This window comes from Hallella absiana (assembly GCF_025457485.1).
GTDB lineage: Bacteria > Bacteroidota > Bacteroidia > Bacteroidales > Bacteroidaceae > Prevotella > Prevotella absiana.
Window position 1 is genome coordinate 13,686 of record NZ_JAMXSP010000008.1, and the last position, 19,295, is coordinate 32,980.

Below are 19,295 nucleotides of genomic sequence, written 5' to 3' on the forward strand. Positions count from 1 at the left end.
GGTGTTTAGAAGGTAAACTTAGCGCCAAAGGTAAAGGTGCGGATCGTCGGGTATTTGTCACGCCAGTCGATGCCGGAACTCAAAGGATCACCATTCGACAGCTCTGGGTCGAGACCGTCGTAGCCAGTAATGGTGAAGAGGTTGGTACCAGAGACGTAGACATAGATATTGCTGCAATATTTGTTGGCTTTCAGTGGAACATTGTAACCCAAAGTCACGTTTGAAAGCTTCAGATAATCGCCATTCTCAAGGAAGTAACTGGTGAACGTCTGCTTCTGAGCCACGGAGAGCACATGACCCATGACAGGCTCAGCAGCACTCTTCAACCGGTTGTAGACCACAGCATTGTTTTGATAGTAAGCGCGGGCCTCGTTGAGGATCTTATAGTCAAACTGTCCGGTGAACTGCATGGAGAGGTCAAAGCCCTTGTAAGATAAGGTATTGCTCCAACCCAAGTTGACTTTCGGAATGGCATTGCCCAAATACTGGTGATAGGTGTCATCGGTCAGCATGCCATCCTTAAATTCCTCGCTCTCACCTGTCTTCTTGTTTTGAATCATCCACAAGCCATTTTCTGAAACACCGGTAGCTTTCAGACCATACCACTGTCCCAAAGCCTTGCCCACTTCCAGTCGTTGAGTGGACAAGTTAATAGGCTCTCCGAGAAGAGCCTCATCATGCTTATTGGCAGTCTCATAGAGATCATTGCTCAGACTCAGTAGTTTACTGGTGTTGTAGGCCATGGTCACCGTTGTCTTCCAAGTGAAGTCCTTGGTCAGCACAGGGGTAGCGTTCACCGTCACCTCAACACCCATGTTGCGCATCTTGCCAACATTGGCAAGTGTCTGGTTATAGAGATTCGGTGGTGTCGGCACGTCATACCACCACAGCATGTCACTGGTGCGCTTGTTATAGAAGTCGATGGTTCCCGAGAGTCTGTCATCGAGCACGCCCCAGTCGAGACCGATATTATACTCGGTACTCTTCTCCCACTTCAGATCAGGGTTGGGGTTAGAGGCAATGTTCAGTCCCTGCTTCCACTTTCCGTTGTCGTAGTAATAAGGATCGCCCAAACTCCAACGTGTCAACGACTGATAAGGATCTTGTGGTATGACACCCGTCATACCGAAGCCGGCACGCAGACGCAGGTTGCTCACCCATTTGACAGGTTTCATAAACTTCTCGTTGCTGATGGTCCAGCCAAGTGATGCCGAAGGGAAGTTACCCCATTTGTGATTGGCACCGAACTTAGAACTACCCTCACGGCGCATGCTCAGCAACACATTGTAGCGGTCGGCAAAGCCATAACTGATACGTCCGAAGAAGCCCACCAGATGGTCATCATTTTTATAGCTGCCCATACCAGCCTTGCCCTCCTTAAGGAACTCACCAATGCCAAGGTTGTTGTACTCAAAGAAGTCACTCATGAAATCGGTATTGTTGGCATTGAAGCCCTCATACTCGTCGTACTGATAGCTGTATCCGGCCAGAGCCTCGAAGCGATGCTCGCCCCATTGGTGCTTGTAGGTAGAAGTCACTTCCAAATTGTCAGTCTTGCCGTAGGCGTAGCTGTGATAGGCATACCCCGTGTGGCCGTTGATGACCTGATCGTAGTATTTCGATGTGTAATAGCCCTCGTCGTGTGCATTGGAGCGGTCGGTGCTCATCATCAGATTGGTCTTCCATCCTTTGATGGGCTCCACTGTGATGTTGCCGGTCAGTCGCGTATCCTCTGTCTTATACTCTCCCGTATGCTCCTTGAGAAGAGCCACCGGGTTCATATAGTAGTTGATGGACATATTCTCGTAGTAGCTGCCATCAGCATTGTAGATCGGCTCAGTGGGATTGCGCATGATGGCTTGGCGATAGACCTGCGTACTTGCCGCATTCACCGGTCCGTTCTTATGCCAGTGTTTGACAAGATTGAAGGCGATCTTCACCTTGTCGTCGAAGAACCAATGAGCCAAGTCACCCGTGAAGTGCATTTCGTCGCCATAGGTATTGATAAACACACCCTGCTGGTTACGGTAAGTGAAGTCGGCGCTATAGGTTGTCGTATTGTTGCCGCCACGGATAGCGAGGTTGTGGTTATGCGTAAAGGCCGTGCGCGTGACAGCGTCGAGCCAGTCTGTGTCATAGCCTTTATCCTTGAAGTCGGTCTTACCGGCACGTATGTCACTGCCGTCCATCATGTCGAGCTTATTGCAGAAGCCGGAGAGCGTCAGATAACCAGAGTAGTTGACCGTGGTCTTGGAGTTGCGCTGTCCGTTTTTTGTCGTAATGATGATGACACCGGCAGCGCCACGGGTACCGTAGATAGCAGCAGCGGAAGCATCCTTCAGCACGTCGATAGAAGCAATGTCCTCAGGAGCCACTGTGCTCAGGCTACCTTCGATGCCATCGACAAGCACCAATGGCGTGTTGTTGCCACTCAGAGAAAGCACACCACGCAGACGAATGGCTGATGTGACACTCGGGTCGCCACTGCCGTTGGTAATCGTCAGGCCGGCCACCTTACCTTTGATCAAGTCACCGGCATCCTTGATGTTGCCCTGTGTGAAGTCTTTGCTCTTGATGCTGGTAATAGCAGAAGTGATGTCGCCTTTCTTCTGTGTGCCATAACCGATGACCACCACCTCGTTGAGCGACTTGTTGTCTTCCTGCAGCGTGATCGTGCTTTGGCTGGCAGGAACCTCTTGCGATTGGAAGCCGATGTACGACACGACCAGACGGGCACCACGGCGAACATGCAAGGTGTAGTTGCCATTGAGATCCGTAACGGAGCCGTTGCTCGTGTTTCCCTTCTCCACGATGCTTGCGCCAATGATGGGTTCACCATTGGCGTCTTTGACACTGCCCCTGACGGTAACGGTGTTTTGCTGCGTGGCATTAATCGACGGAACCGATGGTGATTCCTGACTGGCAAAGGCTGGCATTGCAATACCAGTCGTCAACAGTAAGCAGGTAGCTGCCCCATAGAGTGCACGACTGTGCAGGAGGCTCGGATGTTTTTCTGCTTTCTTCATAATAGTGCTATTTAGGTTGATAATAATCAATGTAATGTATAGTGTATAATGTATAGTGTATAGTGTATAGTGTATAATGTATAATGTATAATGTATAATGAGTAATGTAGAATGAGTAGCGTGTTTTCGATGTATCAGCATCCGACATGCTCAACATTCATCATTCAACATTCAACATTCATCATTCAATATTCAACATTCATCATTGTTCTGTTTCCACTTGCAAAGTAAAGTAAAAAAGCGTAAAAGGCTCGGAAATATCGTCCAAGAACATAGAAAAATCGTCTAAAAGCACTAAAGATGTGTCTTTTAGACGATTTTATAAGCAGACAGCTCAAAGATAAGTTTCCACGAGTTTCTCCACAAGCCTCGGCACGGCAAAGTCAGCAAGACGGGATTCCGGCACCCATACGTAGTCATCGGGCAACGGCGGACGCTGGTCGGTATCGAGAAGATAGAAGTCGGCTAAAAGGATGCGATGGGTAAGAACATGCTTCACACCCGTAGCCAACAGCTTGAGATGACCGGACCATTGCGGCAGGGGCGTATCCTCGAAGAGCGGCGGTTCCCACAGTCCTTGCCAGATGTCGCCGGAGCCACGACGGTGAATGGCGGTGTAGCCGTGGCAGCGGACATATATATAAATAAGGTGTCGGGTGGTGATCTTTGTCTTCTTCAACTTCACGGGCAGTTGATTGACTATGCCCCGCCGGTGCGCTTCACAGTCTTCAACAAAGGGACAGAGCAGGCACGAGGGCGACAGTGGCGTGCACTGCGTGGCTCCGAAGTCCATCATTGCCTGGTTGAAGAGGCTGGCGCCACAGGCTTCATCCCCTTGAGGCGACAGTGCGGTCTGCGGTGCGGCATGGATCAGTTCATCGGCCAAACGGGTGAAGAGATGCTTGCCCTCCGTGGTGTTGATGGGTGTGTCGATGGCATAGAGACGGGAGAGCACACGATAGACATTGCCGTCGACAGCAGCGGCTGTGACGCCAAAAGCCAAAGAAGCAATGGCGGCAGCCGTGTAGTCGCCCACGCCTTTGAGCCGTCGGATCTCCTCTAAAGTACGAGGAAACTGCCCCAAAGCGACGATTTGCCGCGCTGCGGTGTGAAGATTACGCGCACGCGAATAGTATCCTAAGCCTTGCCACATCTTCAGCACTTCATCCTCTGTGGCCGCGGCAAGCGCCTCAACAGTAGGCCAGGCTTGCATGAAACGCTGCCAATAGGCGGTGCCCTGACTGATGCGTGTCTGCTGCAGGATGACTTCGCTGAGCCAGATAGCATAAGGATCACGGGTATGGCGCCACGGCAGGTCTCGGCCATTGGCCTCGTACCATCTCAACAGTGTGGCACAGAAAGCAGCAGGACTCATAGGCGCTGTCCTCTCTTACGTGCGCACTCGGGACAGAGTCCCTTGATCATATAGTTGATGCTCTCCATCCGGAAGCCTTCCGGAATGGCGACCTGAGGCACCGGCGTGTCTTCCATGCAGAAGATACGATGGCACTGCCTACAATAGAAATGGACGTGCAGATCATCATCGCTGTCGCCGTGACGATGACAAAGCTCATACTTCACTTGTCCGTCACCATCTTCCATCGAGTGAACCAGATGATGCTCTCGAAACAGCATCAGGCAGCGGAAGATGCTGCTCTTGTCCACCGAGAGCAGCCCCCGCTCCAAGTCACTGATCGACGAGGGGGCGTCTTCGGTAGCCAAGGCGCGCACGACAAGGATGCGGTTGCTCGTCGGCTTGATGCCGTGGGCTTCCAAGAGCTGAATACATGTATTTTCATCCATAACTGCAAAAGTAGTTCTTTTGTGCCTCTCAGCCAAATGTTTTACTGTTTATTTCTTCGTCTTTTCTATTTGGAAAAGACGGTAACACAAATGGCTCCGCTCAAAATAAAAAACATTAAAATGCTATGATATCATTGCACTTTTCTTGCGGTTCATCATAAAACACACTATCTTTGCATTATTATTATTGTCTTAACAGTATTTCTTTATGAAACTTAGAAATGTTATTGCCACCTTGCTGCTCTTCGTCGGCGCACAGGCTTGGGCCCAGATGCCCGACATGACTGTACCCGTGGACACAGCTGTAAGGATCGGCAAGCTCAGCAACGGATTGACTTACTACATCCGCCACAACAACTGGCCTGAGCACCGCGCCAACTTCTACATCGCGCAGAAAGTCGGCTCATTGGAGGAAAACGAGGACCAGCGTGGACTTGCACACTTCCTTGAGCACATGGCTTTCAACGGCAGTGACCACTTCAAGGGCAACGACCTCATCGAGTGGTGCCGCGCCCACGGCATCGAGTTCGGTGCAGACCTCAACGCCTACACCAGCATCGACCAGACGGTGTACAATATCGACAACGTGCCCACACAGCATCAGGGCACGCTCGACTCTTGCCTGCTCATCCTGCGCGACTGGTCGTGCGGCCTGTCACTCGAGCAGAGCGAGATCGACAAGGAGCGTGGTGTCATCCATGAGGAGTGGCGTCTGCGCACCTCTCCTTCCAGCCGTATGTTTGAGCGTAACCTGCCCAAGCTCTACCCCGGATCGAAATATGGCGTACGCTACCCTATCGGACTGATGTCTGTCGTCGACAACTTCAAGCGCAAAGAGCTGGTCGACTACTATCATAAATGGTATCACCCCGATCATCAGGGACTCATCATCGTCGGCGACGTAGACGTCAACCGCACGGAGGCTCAGATCAAGAAGCTCTTCGGCGACATCAAGAACCCGGCCAACGAGGCTAAACTTGTTGACGAGCCCGTGCCCGACAACGCTGAGCCTATCGTCATCATCGACAAGGACAAGGAATATCCTACGTCTTCTGTCGACCTGATGATGAAGCACGATGTCTATCCCGACAGCCTCAAGCAGACGCTGCCCTATCTGATTCAGAACTATGCCAAGCAGGCTGTCACCGGTATGCTGGCCCAGCGCTTCACCGAAGCTGCACAGAAAGCCGACTGTCCCTTTGTCAGTGCTGAAGCCAGCGACGGCAACTACATCTTTGCCAAGACCAAGGATGCTTTCGACATCAGCGCATCTCCAAAAGATATGAGCAAGACCGCCGACGCCCTGAAGGCTGCTTATCTCGTCGTACGTCAGGCTGCTGAGTTTGGCTTCACTCCGACTGAGTACGAGCGCTATAAGAGCAACTTCCTCAGCGGTCTCGACAAGATGTACTCCAACAAGGACAAGCGCACCAACTCTTCTTTCTATCAGGCTTGCCTGGGCTACTTCCTCAACAACGAGCCTATGCCCAGCATCGACTACACCTACACGATGATGAAGCAGCTCGTGCCCGCCATCCCCTTGGAGGCTATCAACCAGGTGCTCCCTGAGCTGATCTGCAAGAGCGACACCAACCTCGTCATTATCAACTTCAACAACGAGAAGGACGGTGCCGTCTATCCTACAGCCGAGCAACTTCTCGATGCCGTACACCAGGCACGCACCGCCAAGATTGAGGCTTACGTCGACAACGTAAAGAACGAGCCGCTCATCAAGACCATGCCTAAGGCTGGCAAGATCAAGAAAGAGGTAGCCAGCAAGAAGTTCGACTACAAAGTACTTACACTCTCCAACGGTGTCACCGTGGTGCTGAAGAAGGTTGACTTCAAAAAGGACCAGGTCACCCTTAGCGGACAGGGTGGACAAGGCGCATCGGTTTACGGTAAGAACGACTTTGCCAACCTGCAGGCTTTCAACGAGGTCATCGGCATCAGCGGCTTGGGCGACTTCTCCAGCACAGAGCTGAGCAAGGCTCTCGCCGGCAAGATCGCCAATGCTGACCTGACCATGAGCGACCGCCACATGAACATCAGCGGCAGCTCTACACCGAAGGATGTGGAGACCATGCTGCAGATGGCTTATCTCTATTTCACCAACATCAAGAAAGATCCCGACTCCTACGGCAATCTCATCCAGCAATACAATGTAGGACTGAAGAACCGCGAGCTCGACCCGCAGACAGCACTCAGCGACTCTGTCACCGCTACGCTCTACAACCACGACTGGCGCCAGGCTCCTATGCTGCTCAAGGACGTGAAGGACATCAACTACGACCGTATCCTGCAAATGGCTAAGGAGCGCACAGCCAATGCCAACGGCTGGACATTCTTCATCACCGGTAACTTCGACGAGGCTACCATCCGTCCGCTCATCTGCCAGTATCTCGGTGCCCTGCCTGCTACCAAGGCCAAAAACCCAGAGAGCAAGCGCGTGAGCGATGTGACCGACAAGACTGTCAACAACACGTTCTACCGCAAGATGGAGACACCGAAGTCTACAGCTTACATGTTCTGGATGAACAAGAAGCTGCCCTACTCGCTCGACAACTCCGTGAAGATGGACATCGCCGGACAGATCCTCTCTATGGTCTATCTCAAGCAGATCCGCGAGGAAGCCAGCGCTGCCTACAGCTGTGGCGCTCAGGGCGCACAGGTTCTTGCCGACGACGGCTACCATATCGCACAGCTCGTGGGCTACTGCCCGATGAAGCCTGAGAAGAAAGAGATCGCCCTGAAGATCATGGACGAGGCTGTGAAGGACCTTGCCGAGAAGTGCGATGCCGAGATGCTCTCTAAGGTACAGAAACTGATGATCAAGCAGTTCGACACCAACGCCAAGACCAATGGCTTCTGGGGTGGTGTCGTCTACAATGACTATAAGCTCCATCAGGACAACTACACCGACTACAAGAAGACGGTAGAGGCTCAGACGCCTGCCACCATCTCTGCTTTCGTCAAGCAGTTCCTCGCCGGTGCCAACAAGATCAGCATCGTCATGCTGCCGAAAGAGTAAAGCACATCAACCGCAAACTGCTCCAAGCCATCGTCTCACGATGGTGGCTTGCCAGTCAACTATCAATAGCAAGCCCCCATTGGACAATCAGTCCAATGGGGGCTTGCGCGTTTGGCGTGTGGGCATTTACTTAGGATATATTGAAGCTTTCCGTCTGACTACTACACCTTATTTATGTAGATCTCTTATGCAGACAGCTGAGTCATTCCACCCTCGTAGCCCCAACCATCTGCTTCACCATCCAGTCGCTGATGGTTCCAGTCTCTGACGAGAACGAGCAGGCGATGGCATAGACCGGGCGACCATCGTGGGCGTAAGGCTCGGCATAGCCGCGGTCAGAGATCTGTGCCATAGCCTCGGCGGCAGGACGGTCGAGCTTGTACTCAAAGATATAGACATAGCGCGGTGTCTCTATCACGCAGTCGGCGCGGCCCTTCGACGTTGCCTTCTCATGGTAAACCGTATTACGGCAACTGCCGATCAGACGCATGATCAGATATACTGTGTACTGGAACTGCCGCTCATGGCTCTTCTCACTGTTGCTCTCACGCACAGAATAGGGAATGCTCGCCAAGAAGTCGTCCAACAGATTGCGGAAGTCCTCCGGCTTGCCATGATGCAGGGCTTTCTTCAGTTTGTTGGCCCAGCTGTTAGGTTCTGTAGGCGTATGGAAATAGCCTGAGGCAAGGATGGCAAGAAAGCCCGAAGCAACCTCGTGGTTGGGGAAGTCGAGCTTGTACTCCTCGTCCTCACGGTTGTAACCCTTGATGGTGAGATAACCACTCTGATAGATCATCGGCACGGGCGCCTCCACTGTAGCGCGATAATCCACAAATTCTTGAGCCTCATAGCTGCGGGCAATGATGCCCTGGATGTCCTCATTGCTGTGGGCGAGCAGTCGCATCAGATAGCTCGGCGTACCAGAAGCGAACCAGTAGTCCCTTGCATCCTCACTTTTAAAGGTATTCAGCAAGGAGAATGGATTATAGATGTCAGTCATCCCTTTACTGAAGTGATACCCGTCATATCGTTGTTTAAGTTGAGATTTCGTCTCTGCAACGGAAACCGCATTTGCGTTGGCCAGTTCTTCGATGGCTGGCGCAAAGACGGAGTTCAACTCTTCTGTGGTAATGCCACAAATGGCATCAAAGCGAGGAGACATGCTGATGTCTTGTGCATTGTTGAATCCCGAGAACACGCTCACCTGCGCAAACTTGGTGACGCCCGTGAGGAACACGAAGCGCAGGTCGGCGTCGGCAAGCTTGAAGACGGAATAGAATGCCTTGAGCGTCTCACGGTTATGATCCTCAATGAGCATCTCGTTGTCACCGACACGGGTTTTCAATCCCGTGTCCATCGCGTCAAGCATGGGTTTGTCGTATTCGTCAACGAGCACCACACAGGTCTTACCCGTCTGTACATGAGCTTGATGCAGCACGTCGGCCAGGCGCCGGCCAGGCTGGTCAGTAGCTGGCTTCACGCCATATTGCTGTTCCCACTTGATCAAATAGCCATTGAGCGTCTGCTCCAGGGCATCCGCCTCAGTGTAGTTGGAACCATTGAAGTCGATTTCGAAGACCGGATAAGTCTCCCATTTCTTCTCTAAGCTCTCTATCTTCAAGCCCTTGAACAGATCATGGCGCCCCTCAAAATAGTATTTGATAGTAGACACCAACAGCGACTTGCCAAAGCGCCTGGGGCGACTGAGGAAATAGACGCCATCATTCTTAGTTATATCGAACACCATGTCCGTCTTGTCGACATAGACAAAATCGTTCTCACGTAACTTTGCGAAGTCTTGTATGCCTATTGGATAGTTCATCTTCTACTGCTGTTATTACCGATTGCAAATATAGGAAATATTCCGCAGAACGCAAAGGAATAAGCCTGAAAAAGGACCAGTAGTCTCCCTGCTCATCGCCGGGACAGCCACAACCCAAAGAAGCGGTCATAGACTTGGTAGCCGGCAGGAGACTTATACACCAGTTCCTTATCGGTCAGACTCTTCAGTGAACTGCTCACGCTGCTGGCACTTGTCAACCGGTAGCGAGCGATGAACTGTCCGCTGTTCGGCGCTGAGACATGTCCCTCATGGGCAATGGCGTCGAGCAGTTTTTGCTGTTTCTCGGGCAGCAACGAAAAGATCGTCTCGTAATAGGCATTGTTGTCCTGCACCAGTTGTCTGATGGCCTCATCAGCCTGGCGTTCGGTCACGACATCCTCACCGTCGGCATAGAGTTGCTTGAGCACGCTCTGCACGTACCACGTGTGACCCTCCAGCACGTTATATACATAGTGAAAGACATCCTTATCGAGTTGATGCCCTTGCTGACGGAAGAAGCGACTCGCAAACGTGTAATAAGGAGCCTCATCAATAGCTTGCAGTTCCATCAGACGCGTGCTTTGGAAGAAGGGTCGGTTAGGCGAAAGGAAGATGTCGGCCATCAAGTGGCGTTTGCTGCCCGAAAAGATGAAATGCGCATTATGCAAAAACTGTATGTAGGAGCGCAGTTGAGCCTCTACACCTTTCTCCGGATAGGACATGATCTGCTGAAACTCGTCAATAGCCACATAAATCTGCTTGCCGGAGTCTTTCATGAGATCGAAGATCTGCTTGAGGTCCACCGTGCTATCCCTCGACTCCAGTGTCACCGACACCGAAGGCTCGCCCGTCATCGGGTCCATGCTCACCACAGGCCGCCATGCAGCGAAGAACTGCATGGCACGGCGCAAAGCCTTCTCGCCTTTGGAGAGCATAGCAGTGAGAATGGCAGTGCCAAACGTTTGCACAAAGTCAGATAAGTCGTTGGTGCCAAAGATGTCGACGTAGATGCACACCGCATCCTTCGCCTCGTGTTGAAGTCGGTAAAAGACATTCTTGATAAGTCCCGTTTTACCCATGCGGCGGGGCGAGAAAAGCGTAATATTCCAACCATTGTTCAAGTCAGAGATCAGTTGCGCAGTCTCTGCCTCGCGGTCGCAGAAATACTCCGGACTCTCATAGCCATAGACGAGAAAAGGGTTGCTTAACTTCTTCATGACAGTTAGAATTAACGGTGATTACGTAAACATCGTTACGGACTTTCCGTAACGCAAAGTTCGTAAAATTATTCCATATCTCCAAAAAATCTGCGAGGTTTCAATGCGTAAATGGGTATCTTTGCCGTATAAACAACCTTCTCACATAGAGCACTTGTTCTCACTCTCGCAGAGAAGCACGCACAAAATAGCAAGAACTAACTTTACAAAACATCATCAACACGATGTCACCATCTGGAAAAAGGTAAAAGGAGGAAAAAGAGAAAATCGAGGTAAAAAGCACAAAATTGTGAGGTGAAATGAAGAAAACACTTGTCTGTGCCTGTCATCTCAGTGGTTTTATCGGGTCAAATCACTGAGATGACCAGGTGAAACCACTGAGATGACCAGGTGAAACCACTGAGATGACAGACACAAAAAGGTACTTTGATGCCACTTTTGTATTGTTTTATCAGAGGCTAAGCTGCTTCTTTTTTGCACAATCACAGAGAAATCTCAGTATCATTCTGTATTTCAACACCTTACGATAGCACACTTGAAATTCGCAAAATTCGGGCGAGGAGCTTCTTATTTTTGAGAATCGCCTGCATTTGGCCGGAAAAATGTCAGTTTTCTCAACAAGCGTTCTTAAACCATAAGATCTGAGCTCACTCTCCTAAAATCACGTAAATAAGCTTCATGGGCATTCTGTTGAGACGGAATGCCCATGAATTGAATAGACGGCCTAAAGATCTCCGACCGGTTCGAGACGCCATTTCGAGTTATCGCTGTCGCAGTCGTAGGGCGCGAGCGTCGGCGTGCTGTCACCGGCGGAATAGAGGCAGTAGCGGGTGTTGTCGCCTTTCATGCCGGGAATGGCCTTGGGCATGATGCGATACGTGCCATCGGTCAACTGCTCGATACGCCATAGCTGATTGTCAGCGCCCCCATATTCCGACACAGTTGTCAACTCTTTGTCGGCGGTAGCCGCCAAAGCCCGGTGTGTACCGCGAATCATGATCTTGAAATAAGGAGCACTCAGGTAGCCGCCCTTCTCGGGTACCGCCACTATTGTCCACAGCTGATTGGGCCGGAACATATAGTCGCTGCAGCGCACGCGAATGTTGCCCTTGGGCCACGACGGCTCCACCTCGTCAAGCTTCTGACAGTCCAGTCGCTTCACAGGACTGTTGGGATCAATGCGGAAAAACGGCTCGATGTCACGCTCCATCCTGACGAAGTCCACAGCCAGCTCCAAAGAATAGCCACGCCGCTCGGAGGCAATCTCGTAGTCGCCACCGCGGAAAGGCTTCCCCGCCACCGGCCAGCCATTGTGCCAGAGCAGTGGCAGGATGCCCAAGACACTGCGCCCGCTACGGTCGAGATCCGCCTCGAAATGGCACGACATCACCTCCACGCCCTTGTCTACGATGGTACGGCCGAAATGTCCCGGACCGTACTTGCGGTCACCGGCGGCAACGACCATACGGCCGCCACCGTAGAGCATGTCACGGCCCATGTTGTCGAGATAGGGACCTTCCACGTTGCGCGACCGTCCCACCACGATGTTGTAGGTGGAGTTTGGCCCGTCGCAGCAGGTGCCGTGCGTGCCAAGCAGATAGTACCATCCGTCGCGATAGATGAGATCCGTGGCCTCGCAGTCGATGGCAATGTCGCGCTCCTTGTTGCCGGCAACGCGCCGGCCTGTCGCCGGATCGAGTTCTATGAGTCGGATACTGCCGAAATAGGTGCCGTAGGTCACCCACAGCCGACCGGTATTCGGGTCAAGGAAGAGACAGGGATCGATGGCGTCCTGGTCTTCCAAGCCATCGGACGAGCAGACCTCCACCGGCTTGGAGAACCGGAAGTCGGGCGACTTCGGGTCGAGCGTCTTGTTCCACATCGTGAGGATGCGGCCATTGTGTCCGCCACCGAGTCCGCCGCCCGTAGCACCATATATAATAAGGTAACGGTCACCAATCTTCATCACGTCGGGAGCCGCGCCGCCACCTGGACGCACGGCTCCACCGTGCCATGCCCATCCGTCGTCAGAGATCAGTCCGCCGCCCCCCGTTCCGAACGTGTAGTACTTACCGCCGCATTCGGCCAGTGTCGACGGGTCGTGGATATAGGGAGCACCGGCTTGGGCAAAGGCCGAGGCCGTCATAGCGGTCAAAGCCAAGAGAGTATAGAGTTTTTTCATTTCTTCGGAAGGATTAGCGTTAGTGGTTCTACAACAGCATGGCCCTCGTCATCGAGGAAGCGGGCACAGAAATCGCTGAGTCCCGGACCGTTGATGACGGCACAGCGCAGAATGTTGCGACCCGCCCGAAGCGTGAGCCGCCCCGACCGTGCGTCGTCCTCTACCATGCGTCGGTCGCCTTCAAGGGTGAGCACATGATCACCGTTGAGCCACCACGACGAGGCGCCGTTGGAACCGACAGACAGCCTTACATCCCTGATCTCCCGTGGGCTGTCGATGACTGTCACGGCCCAGAAGAGCGAGCCGTAGGTCTGTTGCCCCCACCGCTCGGCAAAGCGGAAGAGACGTACGTTGTAGTTTTCACTGTCGAGCGCGTGCCATTTCAGCCTTTGGTCGCCAACCCGCACTTGCTGACCGTCGCGCGGCAACCGGGTCATCTGCCCTTTGAAATATTCCTTGCTGAAGGCCTTTTGCAGATAGCTGTCGGTGAAGACCACGTTGGAGCGGATGTCCTGACGGATGGGCTCCAGCAGCAGCCAGCGACGCAGATAGCCTTGGTCATCGGGACGCAACGCTGCTGACGTGACCGGAGCAAAATACTTTGGCCGGTTCTTGAAGCGCAGCCAGCCTACATCCACACCGGTATCCTTGCAGGTCAGCACGATGTCGGCAATGCCCCGCGGCGTATGGAGCAAAGGCACCGCCAATGACATCCACTGCCCACTGTAGTCGCGACGGAACGGACCGCCGCCACCTTTCACGACAATGTCCACCCGCGCGATGACCTTGCCCTTGGTGCTGCCCTCATGCACGAGCAGTTCGGCATTGTCACGAGCCCGCACGCTCAGCACGAGATAAGCGTCGGTCAGAGGCGTGAAGTCCACGCTACCATAGCGCAGCCAGCTGCCTTTTCCCGGCAGAGAAGCGTATCGGCTCAGATGGTGTTCATCGCCGTCGGCAGTGCCGACGGTCACTCCGGCCGACATCTCGCGGCTGTTGCCCATCACCAGACGGTCGGTGGCAGGCGATACCGTCTGTGACAGTGCGGCAGTGGGCAACAATGTCACCGCGAGCAAACCTAAATAATAAGAGAGAGAAGAATTCATCTGTTGAGTAAAGAAAAGCGCAAAGCCTCCTCCGCGCACGCGGAGGAGGCCATCACGATAGGAAGACTACTTTGTAGAAGCACTCTCCCATCCCGGGTTCTGCTTCAGATTAGGATTCATGTCGATCACATCGGAAGGATAAGGGAACAGACGGTCCTTGTCCTCAAAACCGACCTTGAATCCCTTGTCCATAGCCTCGTGGGTATGGGTGATGTAGAAACGGCTGTTGGCTTCCGTGCCATGCTCCCATACAACATTCTCGTCGCCCGACTGCACAGGGCGGAAGAGCTTGTCGAAGAGGTGGGGCACCTGCTTGCCTGCTTCCTTCAAGCGGGCCAGACCGGCTTGGTCGTTCCATCGGAGAATATCCTGGAAGCGGCAGCCTTCAAACCACATTTCAAACATCTTCTCTTTCTTCAACACTTCCATGTCAACATTGGCGCTGATGGTCTTGGAACCGGCACGCTCCTGGATCATGTTGACATACTTCTTTGCCTCAGCGTTGTCGCCGGTCTGCAGACAGCACTCGGCATAGTCGAGAAGCACCTCGGCATAGCGCATGACGATGATGTTGTTCAGTCGGAGATTATTGCCGTGTACGCCGCCGTCATCGGTGTCGCTGGCACGCATCAACAGTTTGAGCGGCAGATAGAAGCTTTGGCAATAGAGTCCCTGGGTAGGATCCTTGATGCCAATCTCTTTTGATGTCTTCTTCTCTTCGAGCGGCATATTGTTCAGCTCGTCGTTCTGGTATTTCATGCCCTCAATACCCGAGGTCTGATAGACCGCGTCATCGACATGTATGAGCGTGGCCTTGAAACGCGGCGAATCGCCGTCGTTGTCGTGGAAAGCATTGCCAAACCACTCCGGAACACCGATAGAGCCCCAACCGTCGAGGCCACAGTAGACACCTGCAGGATTGACAACAAAGTTGCCGGCGCGCCAGTTAAAGCAGTTGGACTCCATCCACGTGGAATGATTAATATAGCCCAGTCCCTGACCCGTGCTCCAGTCACCTGCCGCAGGATTGTAGCGCATGTTGATCTCAAAGATCTTCTCCGGCGCACCGTCGCCCTCGACATGGAAGAGATTGGCAAACTGACTGCCGGGCACCAACGCATATTTGCCGGAGTCGATGACTTTTTTGAACTCAGCCTTAGCCTGGTCGTACTTCTTGGCAAACAACAGAGCTTTGCCGGCCAATGCTTGGGCGAAGCCCTTGGTGACGCGATAAGCACCAAACTTGTCCGCCGTGCTCTTGCGCTCTGTCAGGTCGGGCTCTGCTTCCTGGCACTCTTTGGCGACCCACTCGAAATACTGTTGCTGGGTCATCTCGCTGTTGGAAGGCAAGTCGTTGGCTCCGAGCAAGTGGTCGACAAGAGGCGGCTGGCCCCAGTAACACGACAACAGGAAGAAGTTGTAAGCCCTGAGCACGCGTGCCTCTGCAATGGCCTGTTTCTGATAGGCAGTCGGCGATTCCTTGAACTTCTCGATGACGAGGTTGTCGCTGTGCACCGAGAGATAGAGACCCTTGTAGTGAAAGTTAATGGCTTCGGGATTGCTCAAGTAGCGGAACTGGTTGACGGCACCGCCAAACTCATGGTCGCCATAGTTGCCACCACCGTAGAGCACGTCGTCGCCCGGGTCGTTGGCCAGCACTCGCGCCGGCGTGTAGATGCCCGGACCGCCGCTTACCGTGGTACGTCCCAGAGTGTTGACCATAAAGCCCTCGTAAGCTGATGCCAGCGCCTTAGCGCAATCGGCGTCAGTCTTATAGAATTCACTCTCACTCGTCACACCCTTCTGAGGGATATCCAGCTGATCTTCGCAGGAGGAGAATGCTGCCACGCCGACAAGCAGCGCGAACAATGGAATTATATGTTTGTTCATTGTTGTTTCGTTTTAAATCATTAGAATGTAACGTTTACACCGAAGACCACCTTCTTGGACATAGGATAGTTGCCGTTGTCGAAGCCACGCGACACACCGCTGTTGAGTGATGAGGTCTCGGGATCGGCGCCAGGATAGCTGGTGATGGTGAAGAAGTCGTCAAGAGAGACAGAGAAGCGGAGCGCGTTGACCATGAACTTTTTGGTGATGCGCTGTGGCAGGGTATAGCCGAGCTGTATCTGCTTGAACTTGAAGTAAGCACCGCTGAAGATGGCAGCGTCGGAGCTGAAGAATGTCCAGTCGGTAGCCACCTGCTTCATGTCGGGATACTTGCTGTGGTCGCCCTTCTGCTTCCAGGAGTCTTTCCAATAGGTGTCGATGCCATTGATCAGCGGACGGTCGGCAGAGACCATGAGGTTGTAGATCTTGTTGCCAGCGGCACCGGTACCGAAGACTGTGAAGTCAAAGCCCTTGTATTCCAGGTTGAGGGTGATGCCATAGGTGACCTTAGGCAGTGCGCAACCGAGATCCTGCTTGTCGTTGTCGGTCGGCGCGTTGGTGATCTGTCCGTCCTTGTCGTAATAGAGGGCACCGCCGGTCTCGGGATCTACGCCGGCATACTTGAAACCGCGGAAATACCACATGGGATGTCCGGTCTCCAAAGAGGGGTTCAGCTTGTTGTTGAATCCGTTGATACCCACCTCGTCGTAGCGTGGCAAAATCGGACTCATCTTCTTCACCTCGTTCTTCAAGGTCGACACGTTGGCGCTGACACTGTATTTCAGGTCGCCGATATGGTCTTTCCATCCCAGATCCAAGTCGATACCGGTGTTGAGAATCTCACCAGAGTTGACGTAGGCATCAGCGAAGCCAAGCTCCGGACTGAGGTGTACCTTGATGAGCTGATCCTTCGTGGTCTTACGATACCAGTCGAAGCCCAGCGTCAGCCGGTCGTTGAGGAAGCGGGCATCGAGGCCCAAGTCATACTGCTCGGCGGTCTCCCAAGTCAGCTTAGGATTGGGGAAGTTGGAAAGCGTTGCCGCTGTGGTGGCATCGTCGGTGAAATTGTAGTAACCGCCAACGCTGATGGTGGAAGCCCACTGATAGTTGTTGAGCACACTCACGTTACCGTTACGTCCCCATGATCCACGGATCTTGAGGAAGGAGACAGCGTCTGTGCTCACAGCGTCGCGGAAGAATTTCTCGTTGCTGATCGCCCAACCCAGCGACAGAGAAGGGAAGGTACCCCAGCGGTTCTCCTTTGAGAGCTTGGAACTGTCAAAGGCATCGCGACGGATATTGAACTGGAAGAAGTAGCGCTGGTCGTAGTTGTAGCTCAGACGACCGAAGTAAGACAAGTGGGTGTTGATCGTCGGAAGGTTAGAGCCTTTCAGCTTCGCCTTACCGTTGGAGTTCAGGAAGTTGATGTACTGGAAAAGCGGAGCTGCATCGCCTTCAAGAATCTGCTTGGTATCTGCCGATGAGAGACTGGAGTTGTCGGTACGGTTTTTCGTAAACGACATACCGATCATCGCATTGACATTGTGCTTGCCGAAGCTCTTTGTGAAGTTGGCAAAGTTCTCCCACTGATAGTACAGTCCGGTGTTGGTACCGGCAGATATGGTGTACTGGTCGCTCTGTGACAGCGTATTGAGCCAGAAAGGTCCGTTATAGCTGTGGCTGTTGCTCTGTGTGATCTGATAACCGAGACGTGAGGTGATGGTAAGGCACTTCACCGGGATAAGGTTGGCAGTGAAAGTACCGCGTACGTTGATGCCTTTGTTGCTGGCATTCTGGCGGTCGCGCATAGCCAACGGGTTGGCTGTGGCTTCCTCGATATACTTCGATGTACCGTACCAAACAGGATGGGCCTCATCAAAACCGGGAGGCGTGGTCACGCCGCCGTGGTCGGGCGATTCCCACTTGGTGCGCATCGTGGTGGGCATGTCGTCAAGACTGGTGATATAGGCAGGAGTCAGCGGGTCGATGGAGACAACAGAGTTGAGGAACGACTGATAGCCGTTGGTCAGCGACTTGGTGCTCCACTTCTCCACAGAGGTGTTGCTGGTGATGTTGAACCAGTCGAAGAACTTGTAATCGGCATTGAGCTGTGCGGTGAAGCGCTTGTAGACATCCTTCTTGCCCTTGACGATACCGTCGTCGTTGAGGATGCCCAGTGCTGCGAGGATGTGTCCCTTGTTGTTGCCGCCCTCTACGGTGACGTTGTGCTCTACACTCCAACTGTTGTTGAACACCTCTTTATACCAGTTGGTGTTTTGTCCATTGTAGTTGTTCGACTCCAAGAGTGCGTCGGTGATGTCGCCCAAATACTTGTGATAGGCAATATACTCCGGTGCGTCGAAGAGGTCGGCTTTCTTGCCAAGACTCTGGTTGACAGCCTTCAGCGAGTAGCTGATATGGGCCGTGCCACCGCTGTTGGAACCATTGCGCGTGGTGATCAGCACCACACCATTACCAGCCTCTGCACCGTAGATAGCAGCAGAAGCGGCATCCTTCAGCACTTCCACAGACTGGATGAGCGAGGGATCGAGATACTGGATGTTGTCGACCTTCAAACCATCAACGATGAGCAAAGGAGCGTTGTTACCGTTGGAGCCGTAGCCACGCACACGGATCTCGGCACCGGCACCCGGTGCGCCACTGTTGATGATCTGCACACCTGTGACCTTGCCTTGCAGGGCAGCACCGGCATCGGTCGTGGAGAGGTTCTTGATGGCGTCGCCGCTCACCGAAGCCACGGCACCGGTCAGGTCGCTCTTCTTCTGCACACCATAACCGATGACCACCACATCATTGAGCGTCCGGTCGTCTTCCTTTAATACGATAGGTACAAGGTTGGTGCCTTTAACGGTCACTGTCTGGGTCTCAAAGCCCACATAAGAAATGGTAATCGTAGAGCCGGGCTTGGCATTCACCATGAAGTTACCGTCCAAGTCCGTGACTGTGGCTACCTTTGAGCCATTGACCTTGACTGTAGCGCCAAGGATCGGCTCACCGTTCGAGTCTTTCACATTACCCCTGATCTGGGATTGTGCGAAACCAGCCACTGAACTCAAGCTGAGCAAGAACAGGGCAAGCCCTTTCTTCTCCATCATTCTAATACTTTGCATTAGCGGTAGTTTTAAGTTTATGATAATTATTAGGTTGAAATTTTGGGCAAAGTTAGTGTTTATTCGTTCACGCATGTTTCTGCTATG

10 protein-coding genes are annotated in these 19,295 nt (G+C 53.0%); 1 reads left to right on the top strand and 9 read right to left on the bottom strand.

Annotation, left to right across the window (positions count from 1 at the left end; all coding sequences use genetic code 11):
- Positions 1-5: 5 nt before the first annotated feature.
- The 3 genes from NG346_RS05590 to NG346_RS05600 all read right to left on the bottom strand — a co-directional run bounded on the left by NG346_RS05590 (position 6) and on the right by NG346_RS05600 (position 4,829).
- Positions 6-3,026 carry a SusC/RagA family TonB-linked outer membrane protein gene (locus tag NG346_RS05590; protein ID WP_262279536.1) on the bottom strand — a complete coding sequence of 1,007 codons (3,021 nt, stop codon included), beginning with the start codon at positions 3,024-3,026 and terminating at the stop codon, positions 6-8.
- A 334-nt stretch (positions 3,027-3,360) separates the two neighbouring features.
- Positions 3,361-4,401, bottom strand: coding sequence for an A/G-specific adenine glycosylase (gene mutY / locus NG346_RS05595; protein ID WP_262279535.1), 1,041 nt, complete (start codon positions 4,399-4,401; stop codon positions 3,361-3,363).
- Positions 4,398-4,829, bottom strand: a complete 432-nt coding sequence (locus NG346_RS05600; RefSeq protein WP_262279534.1) for a Fur family transcriptional regulator — start codon at positions 4,827-4,829, stop codon at positions 4,398-4,400. The genes mutY and NG346_RS05600 overlap by 4 nt, the downstream gene beginning before the upstream one ends.
- A 208-nt stretch (positions 4,830-5,037) precedes the next feature.
- Here NG346_RS05600 and NG346_RS05605 point away from each other — a divergent pair, with 208 nt between their 5' ends.
- Positions 5,038-7,860: a M16 family metallopeptidase gene (locus tag NG346_RS05605; RefSeq protein WP_262279533.1), complete on the top strand. Its 2,823-nt coding sequence runs from the start codon at positions 5,038-5,040 to the stop codon at positions 7,858-7,860.
- A gap of 202 nt (positions 7,861-8,062) precedes the next feature.
- On the opposite strand, the gene NG346_RS05610 is transcribed toward NG346_RS05605, so the two are convergent.
- The 6 genes from NG346_RS05610 to NG346_RS05635 all read right to left on the bottom strand — a co-directional run bounded on the left by NG346_RS05610 (position 8,063) and on the right by NG346_RS05635 (position 19,208).
- Positions 8,063-9,682, bottom strand: a complete 1,620-nt coding sequence (locus tag NG346_RS05610; RefSeq protein WP_262279532.1) for an ATP-binding protein — start codon at positions 9,680-9,682, stop codon at positions 8,063-8,065.
- Positions 9,683-9,774: 92 nt separating this feature from the next.
- The gene (locus tag NG346_RS05615; RefSeq protein ID WP_262279531.1) at positions 9,775-10,899 is read right to left on the bottom strand and encodes an AAA family ATPase; all 1,125 of its coding nucleotides are present in this window, start codon (positions 10,897-10,899) and stop codon (positions 9,775-9,777) included.
- Between the two features lie 724 nt (positions 10,900-11,623).
- Positions 11,624-13,081, bottom strand: coding sequence for a family 43 glycosylhydrolase (locus NG346_RS05620; RefSeq protein ID WP_262279530.1), 1,458 nt, complete (start codon positions 13,079-13,081; stop codon positions 11,624-11,626).
- The gene (locus NG346_RS05625) at positions 13,078-14,187 is read right to left on the bottom strand and encodes a carbohydrate-binding protein (protein ID WP_262279529.1); all 1,110 of its coding nucleotides are present in this window, start codon (positions 14,185-14,187) and stop codon (positions 13,078-13,080) included. Before NG346_RS05625 ends, NG346_RS05620 begins: the two co-directional genes overlap by 4 nt.
- A gap of 66 nt (positions 14,188-14,253) precedes the next feature.
- Complete coding sequence (locus NG346_RS05630; protein ID WP_262279528.1) at positions 14,254-16,077, bottom strand: RagB/SusD family nutrient uptake outer membrane protein; 1,824 nt, start codon at positions 16,075-16,077, stop codon at positions 14,254-14,256.
- A 20-nt stretch (positions 16,078-16,097) separates the two neighbouring features.
- Positions 16,098-19,208 (bottom strand): SusC/RagA family TonB-linked outer membrane protein, encoded by a 3,111-nt coding sequence (locus tag NG346_RS05635; RefSeq protein WP_262279527.1) that lies wholly within the window; start codon positions 19,206-19,208, stop codon positions 16,098-16,100.
- Positions 19,209-19,295: the final 87 nt, after the last annotated feature.